The organism is Micromonospora sp. NPDC048842 (assembly GCF_040649935.1).
Classification (GTDB): Bacteria; Actinomycetota; Actinomycetes; order Mycobacteriales; family Micromonosporaceae; genus Micromonospora; species Micromonospora hortensis.
On record NZ_JBEZGK010000006.1, the window covers coordinates 248,146 to 266,957 of the forward strand.

An 18,812-nucleotide genomic window follows, 5' to 3' on the forward strand; every position below is an offset into this window, starting at 1 on the left:
TGCGGTTGAGCGCTCACCGACCGTCAGCAGAGTGCCGAGGTCCCCCACGCCGGGGTGGCGGACCTCGCGCCCCGAACCGGGGAGAGTCATGGCGATGTTCCGCAGACTCCGCTCCACCTTCTTCGAGCGGACCACCCGCGACACCGACGCCGACGGCCGGGCGGCGTCAGTGCCGGCCCCGCGTACCGCCGAGGAGGCCGTTGTCACGCCGAGCCTGGACCCGGCCGTCGTGCCCCGCTACTTCGGCCCGGTGCCGAACTTCGCCCACAGCCCCCGCCCGACGCGGAACCCCCACGGGCAGGTGGTCGCCGGGAGCGGGCTGCGCAAGTTCATCGACCCACTGCCCCTCCCGGGCCAGCCCGGCCGCGGTGACCTCGGCAGCCACCTGCCGGTGGCGGTGCCGGACACCATCAGCTATCCGGGCTGCGACTACTACGAGATCGGCCTACAGGAGTACGCCCAGCGGCTGCACCGGGACCTGCCGGTCACCCGGCTGCGCGGCTACCGGCAACTCAACCTGGGCACCGACCCGGCCGGCCACAACACTGTGGCGCCTCCGGAGCGGCAGTGGCACCTCGGGCCGATGATCCGCGCCCGTCGGGGTCGACCGGTCCGGGTGAAGTTCATCAACCAGCTCCCCACCGGTCGGTCCGGCGAGCTGTTCCTGCCGGTCGACGAGACCATCGAGGGGGCCGGCCTGGGCCCACTGGACGGACCGGCGCCGTACCCGCAGAACCGGGCCGTGCTGCACCTGGCCGGGGCGCAGACCGGCTGGACCAGCGCGGGCAACCCGGGGCAGTGGATCACCCCGGCCGGGGAGATCACCCCGTACCCGACCGGACCTGGCGTGGCCCACGTGCCGGACATGCCGGCACCCGGCGCCGGGGCCACCACGCTCTACTTCCCGAACGAGCAGAGCGGCCGGCTGCTGTGGTTCCACGACAACACCCTCGGTCTGGCCCGGCTCACCGTCTACGGCGGACAGCTCGCGCTCTACCTGCTCACCGACCCGGCCGAGGACCAGCTCGTCGTCGACGCGGTGCTCCCGGCCGACCAGGTGCCGTTGGTGATCGAGGACAAGACGTTCGTTCCGGACGACACCCAACTCGCCGCCGAGGACCCGACCTGGGACCGGGAACGCTGGGGCGCCCGCGGCAGCCTCTGGCACCCGCACGTCTACCAACCCCGGCAGAACCCGTACTCCTCCGACGGACGCAACCCCACCGGCCGGTGGGACTACGGACCCTGGTCCCGCAACTCCGCCGCGGACGACGCCCGCGCCGACGGCTGGGTGCCGAACCCGTACCACGACCCGGTCGACGCGCCGGACGAGCCGCCGCTGAGCCCCGGCGTACCGCACCCGTCGGCAGTTCCCGAGGCGTACGGAGACACCCCGCTCGTCAACGGCGTCGCCTACCCGTACCTGGAGGTGCGGCCGCGCGTGTACCGGTTCCGGATCCTCAACGCCTGCCTGGACCGCAGCCTCAACCTCCAGCTCTACCGCGCCTGCTCCGACGCGGCGATGTGGACGGCCGACGGTGCGCTCGCCGACGCCGACGCCGGTGAGGTGCCGATGGTGCCCGCCGCGCGGGCGGCGGACCGTCCGGCTGCGTGGCCGACCGACGGACGCGACGGCGGTGTGCCGGACCCGCGCGCCGCCGGCCCGGAGTTCATCCAGATCGGCAACGAGGCCGGCCTCCTGCCGGCGCCGGTGGTGCTGCCGAATCAGCCGATCAGCTACCGCTACGACCGGCTCGACCCGACAGTGCTGAACGTCGACGGACACACCGTGCTGCTCGCCCCGGGCGAACGAGCCGACGTGCTCGTCGACTTCTCCGCCGTGCCGCCGGGGAGCACGCTGATCCTGTACAACGATGCTCCGGCCCCGCTGCCCGGCTTCGACAGTCGCTACGACCAGCACACCGACGCCCCGGACCGCAGCGCCGAGGGCGGCCCGCCCCAGACCGAACCGGGGTACGGCCCGAACACCCGCACAGTGCTCCAGTTCCGGGTCACCGGGACGCCCGAGTCGCCGTACGACCTGGGCCGGCTGCGCGAGCAGCTGCCCCTGGCGTACGCGGCCAGCCAGCGCCCGCCGATCGTCCCGCAACCGGTGTACGACCCGGCGTTCGGCACCCGGACCCCGGCGCAGACGACGGTGCCGGTGCACGCCACCACTGTGACGTTCACGCCGACGGCCGGGACCGGCCCGGTGACAGTGCCTATCGCGGTGAAGGCCGCACAGCAGATCTTCGAGCCAGACCACGGCCGGTCGGCGGGCCGGCTCGGCGTCGGGCACCCACACGCCGGGCCGCTCAACCCGACGACGCTGCCGCTGGGTGCTACCGACCCGGTCACCGAGGTGCTCTTCGCCACCGACCCCGGAGGTCCGGTGGGCTCCCCCACTGACGGCACGCAGCTCTGGCGGATCAGCGGCAACGTCCGGCAGACCGAGCCGTTGCACGTCAACGGCTGCGACGTGCAGGTGATCAATCGGGTTGGCTGGGACGGCACGCTGCGACTCCCGCACGGCACGGAGCTGGGCTGGAAGGGAGTCATCCGGGTCAATCCCCGGGAGGACGTAGTGGTGGCACTGCGTCCGGTCGCGCCGGTGCTGCCGTTCAAGCTGGGTGACAGCGTCCGGCTGCTCGACCCCCGTCGCCCCGCCGGAGCACGGACCGGGTCGACGCCGGTCAGCCCGATCGACGGGCGACCGGCCACAGTGGTCAACCAACTGGTCAACCTGGGCTGGGAGTATCGCTGGCACAGTCAGCTCGCCGGCCACCGCGACGGCGGAATGAGCCGGCCGCTGGTGCTGCGGGTGACGCCGAAGGCGCCGACCGGCTTGACCGCCACACCGGTGCCCGGCTCGGCCACCGCGCTACCCGCGATCGCACTGACCTGGACCAGCAACGGAGGGCGACCGCCCGCCACCAGCCACCTGCTGCAAAGGGCCACCGACGCGACCTTCGGCGGCGAGGTCACCACGATCACCGTCGCGGCCGCCGCCACCCGCTACACCGACGCGACTGTCACCCCCGGGGTGACCTACCACTACCGGATCCGGGCGGAGAACGCGGTCAGCTACTCGTCCTGGTCGAACGGGGTACCCGCCTCGGTGCACCTGGCCGCGCCGAGCGGTCTGGTCGCGACGCTCCCGCCGGCCGCGCCGCTGCGCGTGGCGCTGCGCTGGACGAACCGCTCGTTCGCCACAGGCATCGACGTGCAACGGGCCACCAACCCGACGTTCACCAGCGGCCCGGGCACCACGGCGATCGGGGTCGGCGACAACCACCTGGACGCGACAGTGGCACCGGACACCACGTACTACTACCGGGTTCGGACCACCTACCTGGGCTCCGCCTCGGCATGGTCGACTGTCGCCACTGTGACCTCGCCACCCGCGCCGGGAACCCCCAGCGGGGTGGGCGCCGCCGCCAGCGCACCGGGGCCGGACACCGCGACGGTGATCCTGGCCTGGGAGGCGAGCACACCCGGCGGTCCGGGTTCCGGGTTCATCGTGCAGCGGGCGCTCGACCCGGCCTTCGAGCAGGAGACGGCCACCTTCACTGTCACCGGCCACGGCTTCACCAACACGGGGCTGGCCCGGGGCGTCACGTACCACTACCGGATCCGGTCGTTCAACGTCGTGGGCACCTCGCCGTACACAGGGCCGGTGGTGGTGACGACACCGCCGTGACCGGCCCGGGGTCCGCGCGGTGTCCCGGGGCTCCGTCAGCGCGGTCTCTCGCGGCGCGCGCCGTCAGCGCGGTCTCTCGCGGCGTGCGCCGTCAGCGCGTCGGCGCGCGCAGCGGGGTGCCGACGGCCCGCAGCTCGGCAAGGGCCCCGGCGACCCCGTGCAGCAGGTCGGTCGCCTCGGTGAGCCGGTCGGCGGCCGGGTGGGCGGTCTCCGGTCGGGAGTCCTCGGCCAGGTAACCGGCGGCGGCGACCACCAGCCGTTCGTACGCCGCCACCCCGCCCTCCAGTTGAGCGGTCAGCGCGGCGTGCGCCTCGGCCAGCGGTGGTCGGGCGTCGGCCGGGGCCAGCCGCAGCGCCCGTTCGACGCTGGCCACCCGCGCGGCCAGGTCGCGAAGCGAGCGGTCGGCGGCGGCGGCCTCCAGCACCGCCGGCTCGGCCAGCCCGGTGAGCCGGGGCGCCATCCCGGCCAGGGTGAGCGCCGCCCGGTCCAGTCGGGCCCACTGCTCTCCGGCGCTGGTGCCGCGCAGCGCGATCCGGGAGCGGACCCGGCGCACCTCGGCCAGCACCCCCGGGCCGACCGGCAGCCGCTCGACGGCGGCGATCAGTCGGGCCCGCGACCGGGCCGCCGCCTCGGCCGGGTCGAGCGCGGGAGGCGCCGGCTGGGCGGCCAGGGCGCGCACGTCGATCCAGCGCCAGGCGGCGAGCGCCACAGCGCTGCCCGCAGCGCCGGCCCAGGCCGCGTCGGGCAGACCAAGGCCGGCGTACGGAGTCAGCACCACTGCCGCGCCGCCGAGCCCACCGGCCAGCACGCTCCACCGTCGGGCCGATCGGCGAAGCCGACCCAGCCTCCGGAAGTACCGTGTCCGCTCGTCTGCCACAGTGACCCCCTCGATCCGGTCGTTCAGCCGGCGGCGGTCGGGTCGCCGGTGCCCCGCTCGCGAGCCATGCTGGCGCGCAGCTCGTCCAGCCGGGCGGCGGCCGTCGGGTCATTGGCCGGGCCAGCCTTCTCGGCCTGCGGCACTGCCGGCCGCTGGGCCGCGCCGCCGAGCTGCTCCCCCGCCATGCTGGAGCGGATCTGCTCCAGCCGGGCGGAGCCGGCCGAGTCGATGGTGGCCTTCTGAATCTCCAACATACGGCCCTCGACGGAGTTGCCGGCCAGTTCGGCGCGGCCCATCGCGTTGGCGTACCGCCGCTCGATCCGGTCGCGCACCTCGTCCAGCGACGGGGTGTTGGTGGGCGCGGTCAGCGACGACATCGACTCCAGCGAGCGGGCCACCGTCTCCTGCATCTTGGCCTGCTCGAGTTGGCTGAGCAGCTTGGTGCGCTCGGCGAGCTTCTGCTGGAGGATCATCGAGTTGTTCTCGACCGCTCGGCGGGCCTGGGCGGCGGCGCCCAGCGCCTGGTCGTGCAGGGTCTTCAGGTCCTCGGTGGCCTGCTCGGCGGAGACGAGCTGGCTGGCGAGCGTCTGCGCGGACTGCTCGAACCGCACCGCCTCGGCCTCGTCGCCCTTGGCCCGGGCCTGGTCGGAGAGCACCAGGGCCTGCCGGGCGTTGCCCTGCAACCGCTCGACCTCGGTCATCTGCCGGGACAGCTTCATCTCCAGCTGACGCTGGTTGCCGATCACCGCGGCCGCCTGCTGAACCAGCGCCTGGTGCTGCCGCTGGGCATCCTCGATGGCCTGCTGGATCTGCACCTTGGGGTCGGCATGCTCGTCGATCTTCGCACCGAAGAGCGCCATCAGGTAGTTCCAACCCTTGACGAACGGGTTCGCCATCTCCGCGGTATCCCCTCAGTAGCGTCGCTCCACCACGGCCGGGCCGACTGGACCGACCGACAGTGACCGGTCGGTCTCCATCGTCCCAGCCGAACGCCAACGAGGCATCCGTACCGGGCGGTCGACAGCACCGGCGGCTCCTGCGAGCAACCCTACGCGGCCGGGGCCAGCCCGCCCATGGTCAACTGGATCGGCGGCTCAGGCCGCGCAGACCACGTCCCGGTCGCGCTCGGTCGGGCGGACCCGGGTGCTGCGCAGGGTGGCCTTGAGCGGCGAGTCCTGGCGGACCGAGACAGCGACCTTGCCGTCGGAGGTGACCTGACGGACACCCCGGTTGGTGCTCTTGGCTGCGGCGTCGGCCGGCTCGTCCTGCATCGAGACGAGCACCCCGGGCATCTGCTCGGCGAGCGCCACTGTGTCGCTCACCTCAAGAAGCAGCTCGGAGAGGCGGGCGCCGAGGGCGTCGCAGATCGCGGCGAGCAGCTCGCTAGACGGCTCCTTGTGCCCGCGTTCAATCTCGGAGAGGTAGCCGAGGCTGACGTTGGCGGCGGTGGAGACCTCACGCAGCGTGCGCTGCTGGCCCTGCCGGCGCGCCCGCAGTGCGTCACCGATCACCCGGCGTAGCAGGATCATCGCACCTCCCCCTGAGGGATACCTCGCGCCCGCCGCTGGGCGGCCGGTCGCGGCGGACCGCGCCGACCCCGAACGTCGGAGCCTTCCCGCAACCGTACCCGTTGCGGGCCCGGGCGACATCCCGCCCCGCCCGTCGGTTCGTCGGGACGGGCTCACCGGGGCGCGCCGCTGCCCGTGTGACGTCGGCTCGGGTGTCTCTGACCCTTCGGCCCCGGCGTTCACGAGGTCGCGGCGGCCAGTCGCTCGGAGAGCAACCGCAGCGCCTCGACCACCGCCTCCGCTCGGACGCGGTCCCGCCCGCCGCCCAGGTCGAGCTGGCGGACCTCGCCGCCGTCCGGGCCGGCGACAGCGACGTAGACCAGGCCCACGGGTTTCCCGTCCTGCGGCTCTGGGCCGGCGACCCCCGTGGTGGCCAGCCCCCAGTCCGCGCCGCACCGCTGCCGGCCGCCCTCGGCGAGCGCCGCAGCCACCTCCGGGTCCACCGGTCCTCGCTCGGACAGCAGGTCATCCGGTACGCCAGCAAGCGTCGCCTTCAACTCGGTGGCGTAGACCACGAGGCCACCCCGGTAGATCCCGCTGACCCCTGCGATGTTCACGATCGAGGCGGCGAGCGACCCACCGGTGAGCGATTCCACGGTGGCCAGGGTTTCGTGCCGCTCGGCCAGCCGGTGCACAACCCCCGCCGCCGCACTGCCCACCTCGACACCGACCGACTCAGCACCCTTCACCGACACCCCACCGTCCTTCCCCACCAAACTGCCCCCAACCCCAACCCAATCGCGTCGATCATGAAGTTAGCGTCACGACACGCCGCCCCGACTGGCAACAACCTCATGATCAACGGGGGGAGCGGCGGAGGCCGGCGGAGGCCCGGGGGGCAGGGTCAGCGGGGGCGGCGGAGGCGGAGGGCTTGGGCTATGTAGTCGAAGCCGGTGGCGACAGTGACCAGGACGGCGGCGGCCATGATCCAGGGGCCGACGGCGGCGAGCGCCGCCGGCATCGGCCAGAGGTACCAGGCGATGGCGAGGATCTGGAGGGCGGTCTTGACCTTGCCACCTCGGCTGGCGGCGATCACCCCGTGCCGGATCACCCAGAACCGCAGCCCGGTGATGCCCAGCTCGCGGACGAGGATCAGCGCTGTCACCCACCAGGGCAGTTGGTCGTACCAGGAGAGCAGCACCAGCGCCGCGCCGGTCAGCGCCTTGTCGGCGATCGGGTCGGCCACCTTGCCCACCGAGGTGACCAGCCCGAATCGGCGGGCGATCCAGCCGTCCACCAGGTCGGTGGCCGAGGCCACCGCGAAGATCAGACAGGCCGCCATCCGCCAACCGGAATGGGTCATCCCGGACATGATCACCGAGGCGCCGAAGACCGGCACCAGCACCAGCCGCAGGGCGGTCAACGCGTTGGCCGCGTTGACGACGGGCACCACGGCCACCACCCGGGCCGGCGTCGACTCCGTCGCCCCGGTCACCGCCGCACTCCGCTCGGGCCGCCGTGGCGTTCCCGGCACCGCACCACCTGGGTCCCCCGCTCCGCTCGGGCCCGCCGTCACCGTGCCGCGCCGGGCGCCGCCGAGATCATCTCATCCGGCACAGCGAGGAGGTCCACCCCTTCGGTGCCGGTCACCGTTGCGCGCACCAGATCGCCCGGGCGCAGCGCGGCCAGGTCGACCCCGCCCTCGGCCGGGGCGACCAGGGTGGTGGAACCGTCCACCTCCGGCGCCTGGTGGGCCGCCCGGCCCTCCACCACGCCGTCCTCGATCGAGTCGACAAGCACCTCGACTGTCGAGCCGAGCCGGTCTTCGGCCCGCTGCGAGCAGAGCTCGTCGGCGAGGGCGCTGAGCCGGTCGTAGCGCCGCTTGATCGTCGCAGCGGAGACCTTGCCGGGCAGGCCCGCGGCCTCGGTGCCGTCCTCGTCGCTGTAGTCGAACATGCCGATCGCGTCGAGCCGGGCCTCGGTCAGGAACCGGACCAGCTCGTCGACGTCGGCGCGGGTCTCGCCGGGGAAACCGACGATGAAGTTGCTCCGGGCGCCCGCGTCCGGGGCCAGGGCGCGGGCACTCGCCAGCAGCTCAAGGAACCGGTCGGTGGAGCCGAAACGCCGCATCCGACGCAGCACCGGCTCGCTGGAGTGCTGGAACGACAGGTCGAAGTACGGTGCCACGCCCGGGGTGGTGGCGATCGCCTCGACCAGCCCGGGCCGGGTCTCGGCCGGCTGAAGGTAGCTGGCCCGCACCCGGACGATGCCGGTCACGGCGGCGAGCTGCGGCAGCAGCTTCTCCAGGGCACGCGGGTCACCCAGGTCCTTGCCGTACGAGGTGGAGTTCTCGCTGACCAGCACCAGCTCCCGTACGCCGGTCTTGGCCAGCCACTCCGCCTCGGCGAGCAGCTCGTCCGGGGTACGCGAGACGAAGGCCCCGCGGAAGGCCGGGATGGCACAGAACGCGCAGCGGCGGTCGCAGCCGCTGGCCAGCTTCAGCGAGGCCACCGGACCGGTGTCGAGCCGCCGGCGCAACACCTGGCGCAGGTGTGCCGGGGTGTGCTCGTCGGTGTCGACGACGGTGCGGCTCACAGTGCTGTGGCCGGGCAGCGACACCTTGCTGTCGCGGCGCTGCACCGGGGTCAGCGGCAGCAGCTCGCGCCGGTCCCGTGGGGTGTGCGCGGTGATCTGCTCGCCGGCGACGACGGCGTTCAGCCGGGCGGCGATGTCGGGGTAGTCGTCGAAGCTCAGCACCGCCTGGGCCTCGGGGAGACTGTCGGCCAACTCCCGGCCGTACCGCTCGGCCATGCAGCCCGCGGCGACCACCTTGGCGCCTGTTCCGGCGGCGGCGAGCAGGGTCTGGATCGAGTCCTGCTTGGCCTTCTCCACGAAACCGCAGGTGTTGACGACCACCACGTCGGCGCCCTCGCCGTCGGTGGTCACCTGCCAGCCGTCGGCGTGCAGGCGGGCGGCCAGCTCCTCCGAGTCGACCTCGTTGCGGGCACAGCCCAGGGTCAGCAGGGCGACGCGACGGCCCTCGGCGTGGTCAGCGGGAGAAGGAGAGGTGGCAGACACCATCCGAGGGTACCGGGCCGGCCGGGTAACCCCGCGCACGCGGGCTGCGGAGACGGTCGACACGGAGGCGAACGTCATTCCGCTCAGCGTGCCTCGGCGCCAACCCGGGTCAGCGCGTCGAGCAGGAACACCTCGGTGCCGGCCAGGCCGGTGGAGCAGAAGACGGAGATCTGATCCGCTGTGGTCCGGCCGGGGACCGCGCCGGCCAGGATGCCGCCCAGGTCGCGCAACCGCCCGGCGTACGGGGGTGTGGCCGCGAGCATCGGCGGCTGGTAGTCCGCCGCCTGGGCCGGTGAATCGGTGACCAGCAGGTCGGCGGTGTCCAGCAGGTCGATGCCGAACTCGCTGCGGTCGCGCTGCTTGAAACCGACAGCGTTGACGTGCGTGCCGGGGCTGAGGTCGGCGGCGCAGAGCACCGGGGTCGGGCTGGTGGTCGCCAGCACCACCAGGTCCCGTCCGGCCACGGCCGAGCCCGGGTCGGCCGCCGCACGGGCCGGCACGCCCAGTTCGGCACGGACCCGAGCGGCGAAGGCCTCCCGGCGAGCGGCGGAGCGGCTGTGCACCACCACCTCGCGCAACGGGCGGACCGCTGCGGCGGCCCAGACCTGGGTCCACGCCTGTCGGCCGGAGCCGATCACCCCGAGGCTGGCGGCGTCGGGACGCGCCAGCGCGTCGACAGCGAGGCCTCCCAACCCCCCGGTACGACGGGAGCCCAACTCCTCGCCGACGGCGACCGCCCGGATCGCCCCGGTCCGTGCGTCGTGCAGCACCACCAACTGCTCGCCCTGCGGGTGACCGAAGGTGTCGTACGAGCGGAAGCCGTACCACTCGCCGACCAGGTGCCCGGCGGTGAGCACCATCCGCCCGCCGCCCAGCGGTGCGGCGGCCCGGGGCGGCGCGATCAGGCGTCCCTCGTACGCGGCCAGGAGGGCAGCGCGCATGGCGTCGACAGTGGTGGCGGCGTCCAGCGCGGCGGCGACCTCGGGGTCGGCGTAGAGCATGGTCATGGTGGCGATACTGCAAGTTGAAGTCAGGTAGAGGTCAACGGACCGTGGTGGTGGTCACCGCCCCACCACCGGGGTCGGTGCTAGCGTCGGCATCGGCGGCCGGATGCTCGTGGCCGCTCCGGACGAGTGGTGGGCGTACCCGGTCAGGCCAAGACGCCCCGCGTGACGTGCAGACTCGACTCGTCCCGGCGCGGCAGCCCGGGCGCTTCCGGTGAGGTGAACGATGGCCTGGCTCGTACTGGTGATCTCGGGACTGTTGGAGACGGCCTGGGCGATCGCCCTGGACCGCAGCGCCGGTTTCAGCCGGCTGGTCCCGTCCGTGGTGTTCGTGGTGACCCTGCTGCTGAGCATGGCCGGGCTGTCGTACGCGCTCCGGGACATCCCCGTCGGCACCGGCTACGCGGTCTGGGTCGGCATCGGCGCGGTCGGCACCGCGCTGGTCGGGATGCTGGCGCTCGGCGAGTCGGCGAGCCTGCCCCGGATCCTCTGCCTCCTGCTGGTCGTCGCCGGCGTGATCGGTCTCAAGATCTTCCACTGAGGTGCTTCGTCGGTAGGCGTGGCCAGCGCCCACAGTGGGTAGTGATCGATTCGTCACGACAGGCTCTCACCCAGAGGAAGACATGGCCGACATGCCGAGCACCGCCCGTCCCCGCAGCAACGCCGCCCGCATCCTCACCATCGTGGGCTTCGTCTTCGCGGTCCTGGCCCTGCTGCTCAACCCGATCATCTTCGGCGTGCTCGGCGTCATCGCGGGCGTCGTCGGCGCGGTGCTCGGTGACAAGCCGCTGGGTTGGTACGCCGCCGCGGCCAGCGTCGTCGCCGCGATAATCAGCCTGGTGGTCTTCACCGCGCTGATCAACAACTGACCACTCCCCCGTCGCGGGCCCGCCGGATTCCGGCGGGCCCGTCGCGCGTCCGGGGTCGGCTGTCGGTCAGTCCACGTCGCCGCGCAGGCCGGTCAGGACCTCGTCCAGCTCGTCCGGCTTGACCAGCACGTCGCGCGCCTTCGACCCCTCGGACGGCCCGACCACCCCCCGGGTCTCCATCAGGTCCATCAGGCGGCCCGCCTTGGCGAAACCGACCCGCAGCTTGCGTTGCAGCATCGAGGTCGAGCCGAACTGCGAGGTGACCACCAGCTCCACCGCCTGCACCAACAGGTCCAGGTCGTCGCCGATGTCCTCGTCGATCTTCTTCTTGCTCTCCTGCGCCGGGGCCAGCACGTCAGTGCGGAACTCCGGCTCACGCTGGTCCTTGCAGAACTTCACCACGTCGGCGATCTCGCGCTCGGTGACCCAGGCGCCCTGGATCCGGACCGGCTTGGAGGCGCCCATCGGCAGGAAGAGCCCGTCACCACGGCCGAGCAGCTTCTCCGCGCCCGGTTGGTCGAGGATGACCCGGGAGTCCGCGAGAGAGGACGTGGCGAACGCCAGCCGGGACGGCACGTTCGCCTTGATCAGACCGGTCACCACGTCGACCGAGGGGCGCTGGGTGGCCAGCACCAGGTGGATGCCGGCGGCCCGGGCCAGCTGGGTGATCCGGACGACCGAGTCCTCCACGTCGCGCGGCGCGACCATCATCAGGTCGGCCAGCTCGTCCACGATCACCAACAGGTACGGGTACGGACGCATCTCGCGTTCGCTGCCCGGCGGGGCCTTGATCTCGCCGCTGCGAACCTTGCGGTTGAAGTCGTCGATGTGCCGGACCCCGTTTGCGGCGAGGTCGTCGTAGCGCATGTCCATCTCGCGGACCACCCAGTCCAGCGAGTCGGCCGCCTTCTTCGCGTTCGTCACGATCGGGGTGACCAGGTGCGGGATGCCCTCGTAGCCGGTCATCTCGACCCGCTTCGGGTCGATCAGCAGCAGCCGCACCTCGTCCGGGGTGGCCCGGGTGAGGATGGACACCAGCAGCGTGTTGAGACAGCTCGACTTGCCCGCGCCGGTGGCGCCGGCGATCAGGATGTGCGGCATCTTGGCGAGGTTGGCCACCACGTAGCCGCCCTCGATGTCCTTGCCCAGCGCCACGACCATCGGGTGGTGGTCGCTTGTCGCCGCGCGCGAGCGCAGCACGTCGCCGAGGGCCACGTTCTCCGGGTCGGTGTTCGGGATCTCCACGCCCACGGCGCTCTTGCCCGGGATCGGGCTGAGGATCCGTACGTCCGGCGACTTCACCGCGTACGCGATGTTGCGGGACAGCTGGGTGATCCGCTCGACCTTGACGCCGTGCCCCAGCTCCACCTCGTAGCGGGTGACTGTCGGGCCACGGGTGAAGCCGGTGACCGCGGCGTCCACGTCGAACTGGTCGAACACGCCGGTCAGCGCGGCGATCACCTCGTCGTTGGCCTTGCTGCGGGTCTTCGCGGCGGCCCCGGCACTGAGCATGTTGGCCGGCGGCAGGGTGTAGTCACCGGCCAGCCCGGTCAACGCGAGCTGCTCGGCCCGGGTCGGGGCGGGCGAGTGCTCCGGCGGCTCGACCGACGGCTTGCGGCTCGCCGGCACCTTCGCCGGAGACTTGCGCGGCAGCACCATGGTCTCCTGGAGGTCCGCGCCGTCCAGGTCCTCGAAGTCGTCCGGGTCCAGTGGCGCGGGCATCCGCTTCGCCGGTCGCTTGCGGGCCGGCTTGGCGGCGACCTCGTCCGCCTCCTCATCCACCTCCGGTGCGCCGCCGACAAGCCCACCGGCGAGCAGGCCCAGCCGCTCCGGGATCTTGTTGATCGGCGTCGCGGTCACCACGAGCAGGCCGAAGAGCAGCAGCAGGACGAGCAGCGGCACCGCCACCCAGGCGGTCACCGCCCGCTCCAGCAGCCCACCGACGCCCGCGCCGACCAGACCGCCGGCGAAGTCACGCTCCAGTGGGTCAACCGGGTCCTGACCGATCTGGAGCAGCGCGGCGGTCGACACCAGCAGCGAACCCCAGCCGATCAACCCACGGCCCCGGTGCTCCGGATCGGCCGGCTGACGCATCAGCCGCCACGCCCCGATCATCAGCAGCACCGGTACGACAACCGAGATCGCGCCCAGGAACAGCCGGATCGTGTCGGCCAGTCGCGCGCCGACCGGCCCCGCACCGGACAGCCAGAGCGCCACGGCGCTGAGCAGGGCGAGCCCGAACATGAGCAGCCCGGCACCGTCGCGGCGGTGCTCCGGGTCGAGGTCGCGGGCCGAGGCGGCCTGCCGGCCAGCGGCCCGCACCGCCCAGCCCATCCCGTGCGCCAGCCCCATCCACAGTGCACCCACCGCACGACCGACGTAGACCGCCGGGCCGGGCCGGGGCGGCGTGGTGCGACGTCGTACCGGTGCCCGCGTGGTTTTCTTCGCCGGTTGACGGGCACGACTGTTGGTGCCACCGCGCGGCGACGCGCCGCGCCGCCGGCTCGCCTGAGAGGTACGGCCCGCCATAGAGTCACGGTAACGGTGGGGCCGGGCAGATCCCCGCTTTTCCGGGTCGTGTCCGCGCGTCGTAACACGAACCCCACCGCCGGTCGTGATATCCGCCTCAGAAGGGATGCCCCATGGCGTCGCCGGGAATCGAAGGCGATCCGGACGATCCGCTGGCCGGGCACCCTGGCGCGCTGCGTCCGCTGACCGGTGAACTGGTCGCCGCGGTGCTCGCTGCCCGGGGCCGCTCCGTCGGCCCGACCCCGGACGGCGAGCTGGTGGGCACCTTCGACGACAACCTGATCTGGTTCCTCCGCGTCGGCGGGGACGGCGAGCTGCTCCAGATCCGCACCATGGTCGATCCGACCTTCGGCATCGAACGGGTGCCCGACCTCTACGCGTTCTGCAACTCCTGGAACCACGACCGGCTCTGGCCCAAGGCGTTCGTCCACGTCGCCGACGACGGTCGGGCCCGGGTGTACGGAGAGGTGATCGCCGACCTGGAACGCGGCGTGACCCCACACCAGCTCGACCAACTGCTCGACTGTGGCATCTCCACCGGTTGCCAGCTCGCCGTGGCGGTCCGCCGACTGCCCGGCGCGGTGCCGTCGTGACCGGCCGGGACGAGTTCACCGGCAGCCGCACCGGCACGCCACGCACCGGCTCCGGTGACCGCCTCGCGCGGGGCCGCGTACCGGCGCTGGAGACCGCGCTCGCCGAGGCCCGGGACCTCCCCGACGGCCCGGCCCGGCAGGTGGCCCTGGAGCGGCTCGCCGAGCGCGCCGACGCGGCCGGCGACGTCCGGTCCGGGATGGACGCGCGGTTCGCGTTGATCGAGGCGTACCTGCTGCACGGGGAGCGGTGGCGTCTGGTCGAGCCGGTTCGACGCTGCCGGGCCGCCGCCGACCACCGGCCCGACCTGCTCACCGAGACGGAGACCGGGCTGCTGCTGCGCTACCAGCGGTACGCGGTGGAGGCGCTGCTCGGCACCCCCCGGGTCGGGCTGGACCAGACCCGGTCCCTGCTGCACGACCTGGCCCACCGCGTCGGCGCTGATGGTCCGGACACACCGACAGTCGCGGAGCTGCACTGCCGGATCGCCGATCACCTGGGCGACGAGCCCACCGCCCGGCACTGGTACGAGCGATGGTCCGGAAAGCGGCCGGGCCCGGCCGGCGGCTGCCCGGGCTGCGCCTCCGCCCGGCGCGCCGAGCTGCTGGCCGGCTGGGGCGAGTGGCACGCGGCGGTCAGCGAGCTCGGGGAAACCGACGGCGACCCGCGGTCCTGCACCGACCAGCCCGAGCGGAACCTGGTCGCCGGTCTACTGCCGGCACTGCGCACCGGCGAGCCAGCGCGGGCGGCGACGGCGCACGTGCGGGCGTACCGCCGGCACCGGCGGGAGCGCGCGGCGTTCCCGCACCTCGCCGCGCACCTGCGGTTCTGCGCGCTGGGCGGGCACCTGGAGCGGGGCCTGGCCATTCTGGCCGAGCAGCTGCCCCGGTTGGACCAGCCGACCGACGATCTCGCCGCCATGGAGTTCGCCGCCGCCGGGGCACTGGTCTGCGGGCTGGCCGCCGACGCAGGGCTGGGCGGGCGGACGATGCCCCGACCGGCGTACGGCGAGCGAACAGCCACCGAGTTGGACGTCGCCACGCTCGGGGCGCTGCTGCTCGGGGTTGCCAACGAGTTGGCCGGCAGCTTCGACGCGCGCAACGGCACGGGGCACCACTCCGGACGGATGGCCGCCTGGCTGGCCGAGCGCCCGCTCGCGGCGCCGGTGCCGCTGCCCAGCGACGACGAGCCCGACGCCGACCGGGCCGACGTCCAGGCCGACGCCGAGCCCGAGCTGGGCGAACGCGAGTTGTCGGCGCTCTCCCTCGACATGATCACCGGGATCCTGGACGGGCGCGGCGACCGGTACCTGGTGGACGAGGGCGAGACAGTGGTCGGCCACTGGGAGGGGACGGTGATCCAGTTCCGGCGGGCCGGTGAGCGCGGCGAGGTGCTGCACGCCCGCGCCATGGCCAACCGCCGGCTGCCGGCGGCCCGCCGCGCCGAGGCGTACGCCTTCTGCAACGCCTGGAACCACGACCGGCTGCTGCCCAAGGCGTACGCGCACGACCTCGGCGACGAGTTGGTGCTGGCCGGCGACGTGGCCACCGACCTGGCGCACGGGGTCGCCCCGGCGCAGCTACGGGTCCTCATGGACGCCGCCATCGCCACCGGCATCGCGTACGCCGAGGCTGTCGCCGCGCTGCCCTGATTCGCAAGAGGCGCCAACGGTTGCAGTTGACGCGCGACTGCACGACATCCGACAGCTCGCAACCGGGAGTACGGCACCGAGGTGGTATCGCCGTCAGCCCCACCGCAACCCCTCGGGAGTCGTCATGAACCGCCCGCTCCGGTCCGGCATTCTCGGTGCCGCCGTACTCGCCCTGTCCGCCCTCGCCGCCCTGTCCGCCCTCGCCGCCCTGTCCGCCCTCGCCGCCCCGACCGTTGCCGGTGCCGCCCCTGCCAAGCCGACCGTCTCGCCGAGCACGACGGCCGGGAGCGCCGCACCGACGATCCTGGCACGGGCCGACATCGCCTTCCTCAGCGGCGACCCGTGGCACCCGTCGGGCCCGCTGGAGGTCAAGGTCGTCAACCACGGTGAGGCAGCGGCGAAGGGCTTCTTCGTGCTCCGCCTGCCACAGGACGCCGACCTGACCGCTGGCGGCGGCTGCCGGGCCGGCGGCGGTGCGACGAGGACCTGGGTCTGCGGCGGCGCGGAACTGCCCGCCGGGGGCGATCGGACGTACCGCCTGACGGTGACCTCATCGGCTGCGCAGCCGGTCTTCGGGGTGGCCGAGTGGGGTTCCGTTGCCGGTCAGGACGCCACCGGCCGCGCCGACCGACCCACCGACTTCCGGATCAACTGGCCGGACCCCACGACACTGCGGCTACGGGCCGCCGCCGGCCCGGTCGTCGACGGTGCCGCGACCATCCGGGTGCTCGTCACGAACACCGGCACGTTCGACATCGGCGGGTACTCGTTGAACGTCGCCACCCCGGACGGGGTGCGGGTGACCGCACCGGGGTGCTCCGACAGCGGCCGGATGAACGGTGTGGGCTGCGAGATCCTGCGCGAGCGCCGCCTCGCGGACGGCGCCACCGACAGTTTCGACGTACGGGTGGCGGCCACTGGCGGCACGAAGAGCGTTCGGCTCTGGCTCGCGCCCACCAACCGGTACACCAACCAGGACACCTCGGTGACGCTCCGCCTGGCCGGCGGCGGATCCGGAGGCGGCGAGGCCACCACCGCGCCACCGGCCGACCCGACCCCGCCAGCGACCACGGCACCGGCCACGCCCGCCCCGGAGGCAACGGAACTGCCGCGCACCGGCACGACCACCGTCGCGTACGGCCTGATCGGCGTGTCACTGCTGACCCTCGGCGGCGGACTGCTGCTACTGCGACGCCGGCTCCAGCGCGACTGACCCAGAACGGCGGGCCCAATCGTGAGACGACGATGCCCGTCCGCACACGAGGTGCGGACGGGCATCGTGACGCGTGCGGTCAGACCTCGACGACGGTGGGCACGATCATCGGCCGACGACGGTACTTGTCGTTGACCCACCGCCCCACTGTCCGCCGGACGATCTGCTGAAGCTGGTGCGGGTCGGTGATGCCGTCCGCCGCAGCCCGGTTGAGCGCCTCGGTGACCAGCGGCACCACCGGGTTGAACGCCTCCGGATCCTCGGAGAAGCCCTTCGCGGAGAGCGTCGGGCCGGCGACCACCTTGCCGGTGACCGAGTCGACGACAACCGTGGTGGCGATGAAACCGCCGTCACCGAGGATCCGCCGTTCGGTGAGCAGCGACTCGCTGACGTCACCGACGGCGAGGCCGTCCACGTAGACGTACCGGCTCTTCACGTGCCCCACCACGCTGGCGCGGCCCTCGACCAGGTCGACCACGTCGCCGTCCTCGCAGATCACCACCCGGTCGGCGGCGACCCCGGAGTCGATGCCGAGCCGGGCGTGGGCGCGCAGGTGGCGCCACTCGCCGTGCACCGGCATCAGGTTGCTGGGCCGGACCACGTTGAGCAGGTAGAGCAGTTCCCCGGCGGGGGCGTGCCCGGAGACGTGCACCTTGGCCACGTCCTTGTGCACGACCACCGCGCCAGCCCGCGCGAGCCGGTTGATCACCCGGTAGACCGAGGTCTCGTTGCCCGGCACCAGCGACGAGGCCAGCACGACGGTGTCACCGGGAGCGATGGTGATGTGCCGGTGGTCGCCGCTGGCCATCCGGCCCAGGGCGCTCATCGGCTCACCCTGGGAACCGGTGGACATCAGCACGATCTCGTCCGGCGGCAGCGTGGTCGCCTCGTCGATGCTGATGACCAGGCCTGCCGGGATGTTGAGCAGGCCGAGGTCCCGGGCGATGCCCATGTTGCGGACCATGGACCGGCCGATCAGCGCGACCTTGCGGCCGTGCTCGGCGGCGGAGTCGAAGACCTGCTGCACGCGGTGTACGTGCGAGGCGAACGAGGCCACGATGATCCGACCCTTGGCCTTAGCGAAGATCGAATCGAGCACCGGGCCGATCTCCCGCTCCGGGGTGACGAAACCGGGGATCTCCGCGTTGGTGGAGTCGGACAGCAGCAGGTCGACGCCTTCGGCGCCGAGCCGGGCGAAACCGGCCAGGTCGGTGATCCGGCCGTCCAGCGGCAGCTGGTCCATCTTGAAGTCGCCGGTGTGCAGCACCAGGCCGGCGGGGGTGCGGATGGCCACCGCGAGGGCGTCCGGGATCGAGTGGTTGACAGCGAAGAACTCACACTCGAACGGACCGAGCCGCTCGCGGCCGCCCTCCCGCACGGTCAGCGTGTACGGCTGGATCCGCCGCTCGGCCAACTTCGCCTCGACCAGGGCGAGGGTGAACTGTGAGCCGACCAGCGGGATGTCGGGCTTGTGGGCGAGCAGGTACGGCACCGCGCCGATGTGGTCCTCGTGACCGTGCGTCAGCACGATCGCCTGGACGTCGGCCAGCCGGTCCAGGATCGGACCGAAGTCGGGCAGGATCAAATCCACACCCGGCTGCTCGACGTCGGGGAACAACACCCCGCAGTCGACGATCAGCAACTTGCCGTCGTACTCGAAGACGGTCATGTTCCGACCGATGGCACCGAGCCCGCCGAGCGGGATGATCCGCAGGCCGCCTTCCGGCAGCGGCGGGGGTAGCTCCGCCTCGATGTGCGCCTCGGTCACGCGTCCACCTCATTCTGCGACGCC

Annotated in this window: 15 protein-coding genes and 1 riboswitch; of the genes, 6 read left to right on the forward strand and 9 right to left on the reverse strand. The window is 72.8% G+C overall.

Annotated elements, in window-relative coordinates:
* The first annotated feature begins 88 nt into the window (after positions 1-88).
* On the forward strand, positions 89-3,700 hold the full coding sequence (locus AB0C19_RS11425) for a hypothetical protein (RefSeq protein WP_357182950.1): 3,612 nt from the start codon (positions 89-91) through the stop codon (positions 3,698-3,700).
* A 91-nt stretch (positions 3,701-3,791) separates the two neighbouring features.
* On the opposite strand, the gene AB0C19_RS11430 is transcribed toward AB0C19_RS11425, so the two are convergent.
* The 7 genes from AB0C19_RS11430 to AB0C19_RS11460 form a co-directional block, all read right to left on the reverse strand.
* Positions 3,792-4,577 (reverse strand): hypothetical protein, encoded by a 786-nt coding sequence (locus tag AB0C19_RS11430; RefSeq protein WP_091400455.1) that lies wholly within the window; start codon positions 4,575-4,577, stop codon positions 3,792-3,794.
* 23 nt (positions 4,578-4,600) lie between these two features.
* Positions 4,601-5,473 (reverse strand): PspA/IM30 family protein, encoded by an 873-nt coding sequence (locus tag AB0C19_RS11435; RefSeq protein WP_196921622.1) that lies wholly within the window; start codon positions 5,471-5,473, stop codon positions 4,601-4,603.
* 198 nt (positions 5,474-5,671) lie between these two features.
* Positions 5,672-6,106, reverse strand: coding sequence for a helix-turn-helix transcriptional regulator (locus AB0C19_RS11440; RefSeq protein WP_030489447.1), 435 nt, complete (start codon positions 6,104-6,106; stop codon positions 5,672-5,674).
* Between the two features lie 218 nt (positions 6,107-6,324).
* Entirely contained in the window at positions 6,325-6,834 is a 510-nt protein-coding gene (locus AB0C19_RS11445) for a CinA family protein (protein WP_357183163.1), read from the reverse strand.
* A 155-nt stretch (positions 6,835-6,989) separates the two neighbouring features.
* Complete coding sequence (gene pgsA / locus AB0C19_RS11450) at positions 6,990-7,580, reverse strand: CDP-diacylglycerol--glycerol-3-phosphate 3-phosphatidyltransferase (RefSeq protein WP_357182955.1); 591 nt, start codon at positions 7,578-7,580, stop codon at positions 6,990-6,992.
* 77 nt (positions 7,581-7,657) lie between these two features.
* Positions 7,658-9,166, reverse strand: a complete 1,509-nt coding sequence (gene rimO / locus AB0C19_RS11455) for a 30S ribosomal protein S12 methylthiotransferase RimO (RefSeq protein ID WP_357182958.1) — start codon at positions 9,164-9,166, stop codon at positions 7,658-7,660.
* Between the two features lie 80 nt (positions 9,167-9,246).
* Positions 9,247-10,170, reverse strand: coding sequence for an ornithine cyclodeaminase family protein (locus AB0C19_RS11460; protein ID WP_357182961.1), 924 nt, complete (start codon positions 10,168-10,170; stop codon positions 9,247-9,249).
* Positions 10,171-10,262: 92 nt separating this feature from the next.
* Positions 10,263-10,333: riboswitch (guanidine-III (ykkC-III) riboswitch) on the forward strand.
* A 60-nt stretch (positions 10,334-10,393) separates the two neighbouring features.
* Between AB0C19_RS11460 and AB0C19_RS11465 the strand changes: the two genes are divergently transcribed.
* Both AB0C19_RS11465 and AB0C19_RS11470 read left to right on the forward strand, forming a co-directional pair.
* A complete protein-coding gene (locus tag AB0C19_RS11465; RefSeq protein ID WP_112586602.1) occupies positions 10,394-10,708 on the forward strand; it encodes an SMR family transporter in 315 nt (104 codons plus the stop codon).
* Between the two features lie 82 nt (positions 10,709-10,790).
* The gene (locus AB0C19_RS11470; protein WP_357182964.1) at positions 10,791-11,036 is read left to right on the forward strand and encodes a hypothetical protein; all 246 of its coding nucleotides are present in this window, start codon (positions 10,791-10,793) and stop codon (positions 11,034-11,036) included.
* A 66-nt stretch (positions 11,037-11,102) separates the two neighbouring features.
* Here AB0C19_RS11470 and AB0C19_RS11475 read toward each other — a convergent pair whose 3' ends face one another.
* A complete protein-coding gene (locus AB0C19_RS11475) occupies positions 11,103-13,565 on the reverse strand; it encodes a DNA translocase FtsK 4TM domain-containing protein (RefSeq protein WP_357182967.1) in 2,463 nt (820 codons plus the stop codon).
* 113 nt (positions 13,566-13,678) lie between these two features.
* On the opposite strand from AB0C19_RS11475, the gene AB0C19_RS11480 reads away from it, so the two are divergent.
* The 3 genes from AB0C19_RS11480 to AB0C19_RS11490 all read left to right on the forward strand — a co-directional run bounded on the left by AB0C19_RS11480 (position 13,679) and on the right by AB0C19_RS11490 (position 17,020).
* Positions 13,679-14,158, forward strand: a complete 480-nt coding sequence (locus AB0C19_RS11480; protein WP_357182970.1) for a YbjN domain-containing protein — start codon at positions 13,679-13,681, stop codon at positions 14,156-14,158.
* Between the two features lie 86 nt (positions 14,159-14,244).
* Positions 14,245-15,807, forward strand: coding sequence for a YbjN domain-containing protein (locus AB0C19_RS11485; RefSeq protein ID WP_357183165.1), 1,563 nt, complete (start codon positions 14,245-14,247; stop codon positions 15,805-15,807).
* Positions 15,808-15,931: 124 nt separating this feature from the next.
* On the forward strand, positions 15,932-17,020 hold the full coding sequence (locus tag AB0C19_RS11490; protein ID WP_357182973.1) for an LPXTG cell wall anchor domain-containing protein: 1,089 nt from the start codon (positions 15,932-15,934) through the stop codon (positions 17,018-17,020).
* A 79-nt stretch (positions 17,021-17,099) separates the two neighbouring features.
* Here the strand turns inward: AB0C19_RS11490 and AB0C19_RS11495 are convergent, their stop codons facing one another.
* Positions 17,100-18,788, reverse strand: coding sequence for a ribonuclease J (locus AB0C19_RS11495; RefSeq protein WP_357182976.1), 1,689 nt, complete (start codon positions 18,786-18,788; stop codon positions 17,100-17,102).
* Positions 18,789-18,812 lie beyond the last annotated feature (24 nt).

Excerpts from the sequence above, each read along its gene's own strand:
- AB0C19_RS11425 (WP_357182950.1), top strand. The coding sequence starts at position 89 with ATGGCGATGTTCCGCAGACTCCGCTCCACCTTCTTCGAGCGGACCACC.
- AB0C19_RS11435 (WP_196921622.1), bottom strand. The coding sequence starts at position 5,473 with ATGGCGAACCCGTTCGTCAAGGGTTGGAACTACCTGATGGCGCTCTTC.
- AB0C19_RS11440 (WP_030489447.1), bottom strand. The coding sequence starts at position 6,106 with ATGATCCTGCTACGCCGGGTGATCGGTGACGCACTGCGGGCGCGCCGG.
- rimO (WP_357182958.1), bottom strand. The coding sequence starts at position 9,166 with ATGGTGTCTGCCACCTCTCCTTCTCCCGCTGACCACGCCGAGGGCCGT.
- AB0C19_RS11460 (WP_357182961.1), bottom strand. The coding sequence starts at position 10,170 with ATGACCATGCTCTACGCCGACCCCGAGGTCGCCGCCGCGCTGGACGCC.
- AB0C19_RS11465 (WP_112586602.1), top strand. The coding sequence starts at position 10,394 with ATGGCCTGGCTCGTACTGGTGATCTCGGGACTGTTGGAGACGGCCTGG.
- AB0C19_RS11470 (WP_357182964.1), top strand. The coding sequence starts at position 10,791 with ATGGCCGACATGCCGAGCACCGCCCGTCCCCGCAGCAACGCCGCCCGC.
- AB0C19_RS11475 (WP_357182967.1), bottom strand. The coding sequence starts at position 13,565 with ATGGCGGGCCGTACCTCTCAGGCGAGCCGGCGGCGCGGCGCGTCGCCG.
- AB0C19_RS11480 (WP_357182970.1), top strand. The coding sequence starts at position 13,679 with ATGGCGTCGCCGGGAATCGAAGGCGATCCGGACGATCCGCTGGCCGGG.
- AB0C19_RS11490 (WP_357182973.1), top strand. The coding sequence starts at position 15,932 with ATGAACCGCCCGCTCCGGTCCGGCATTCTCGGTGCCGCCGTACTCGCC.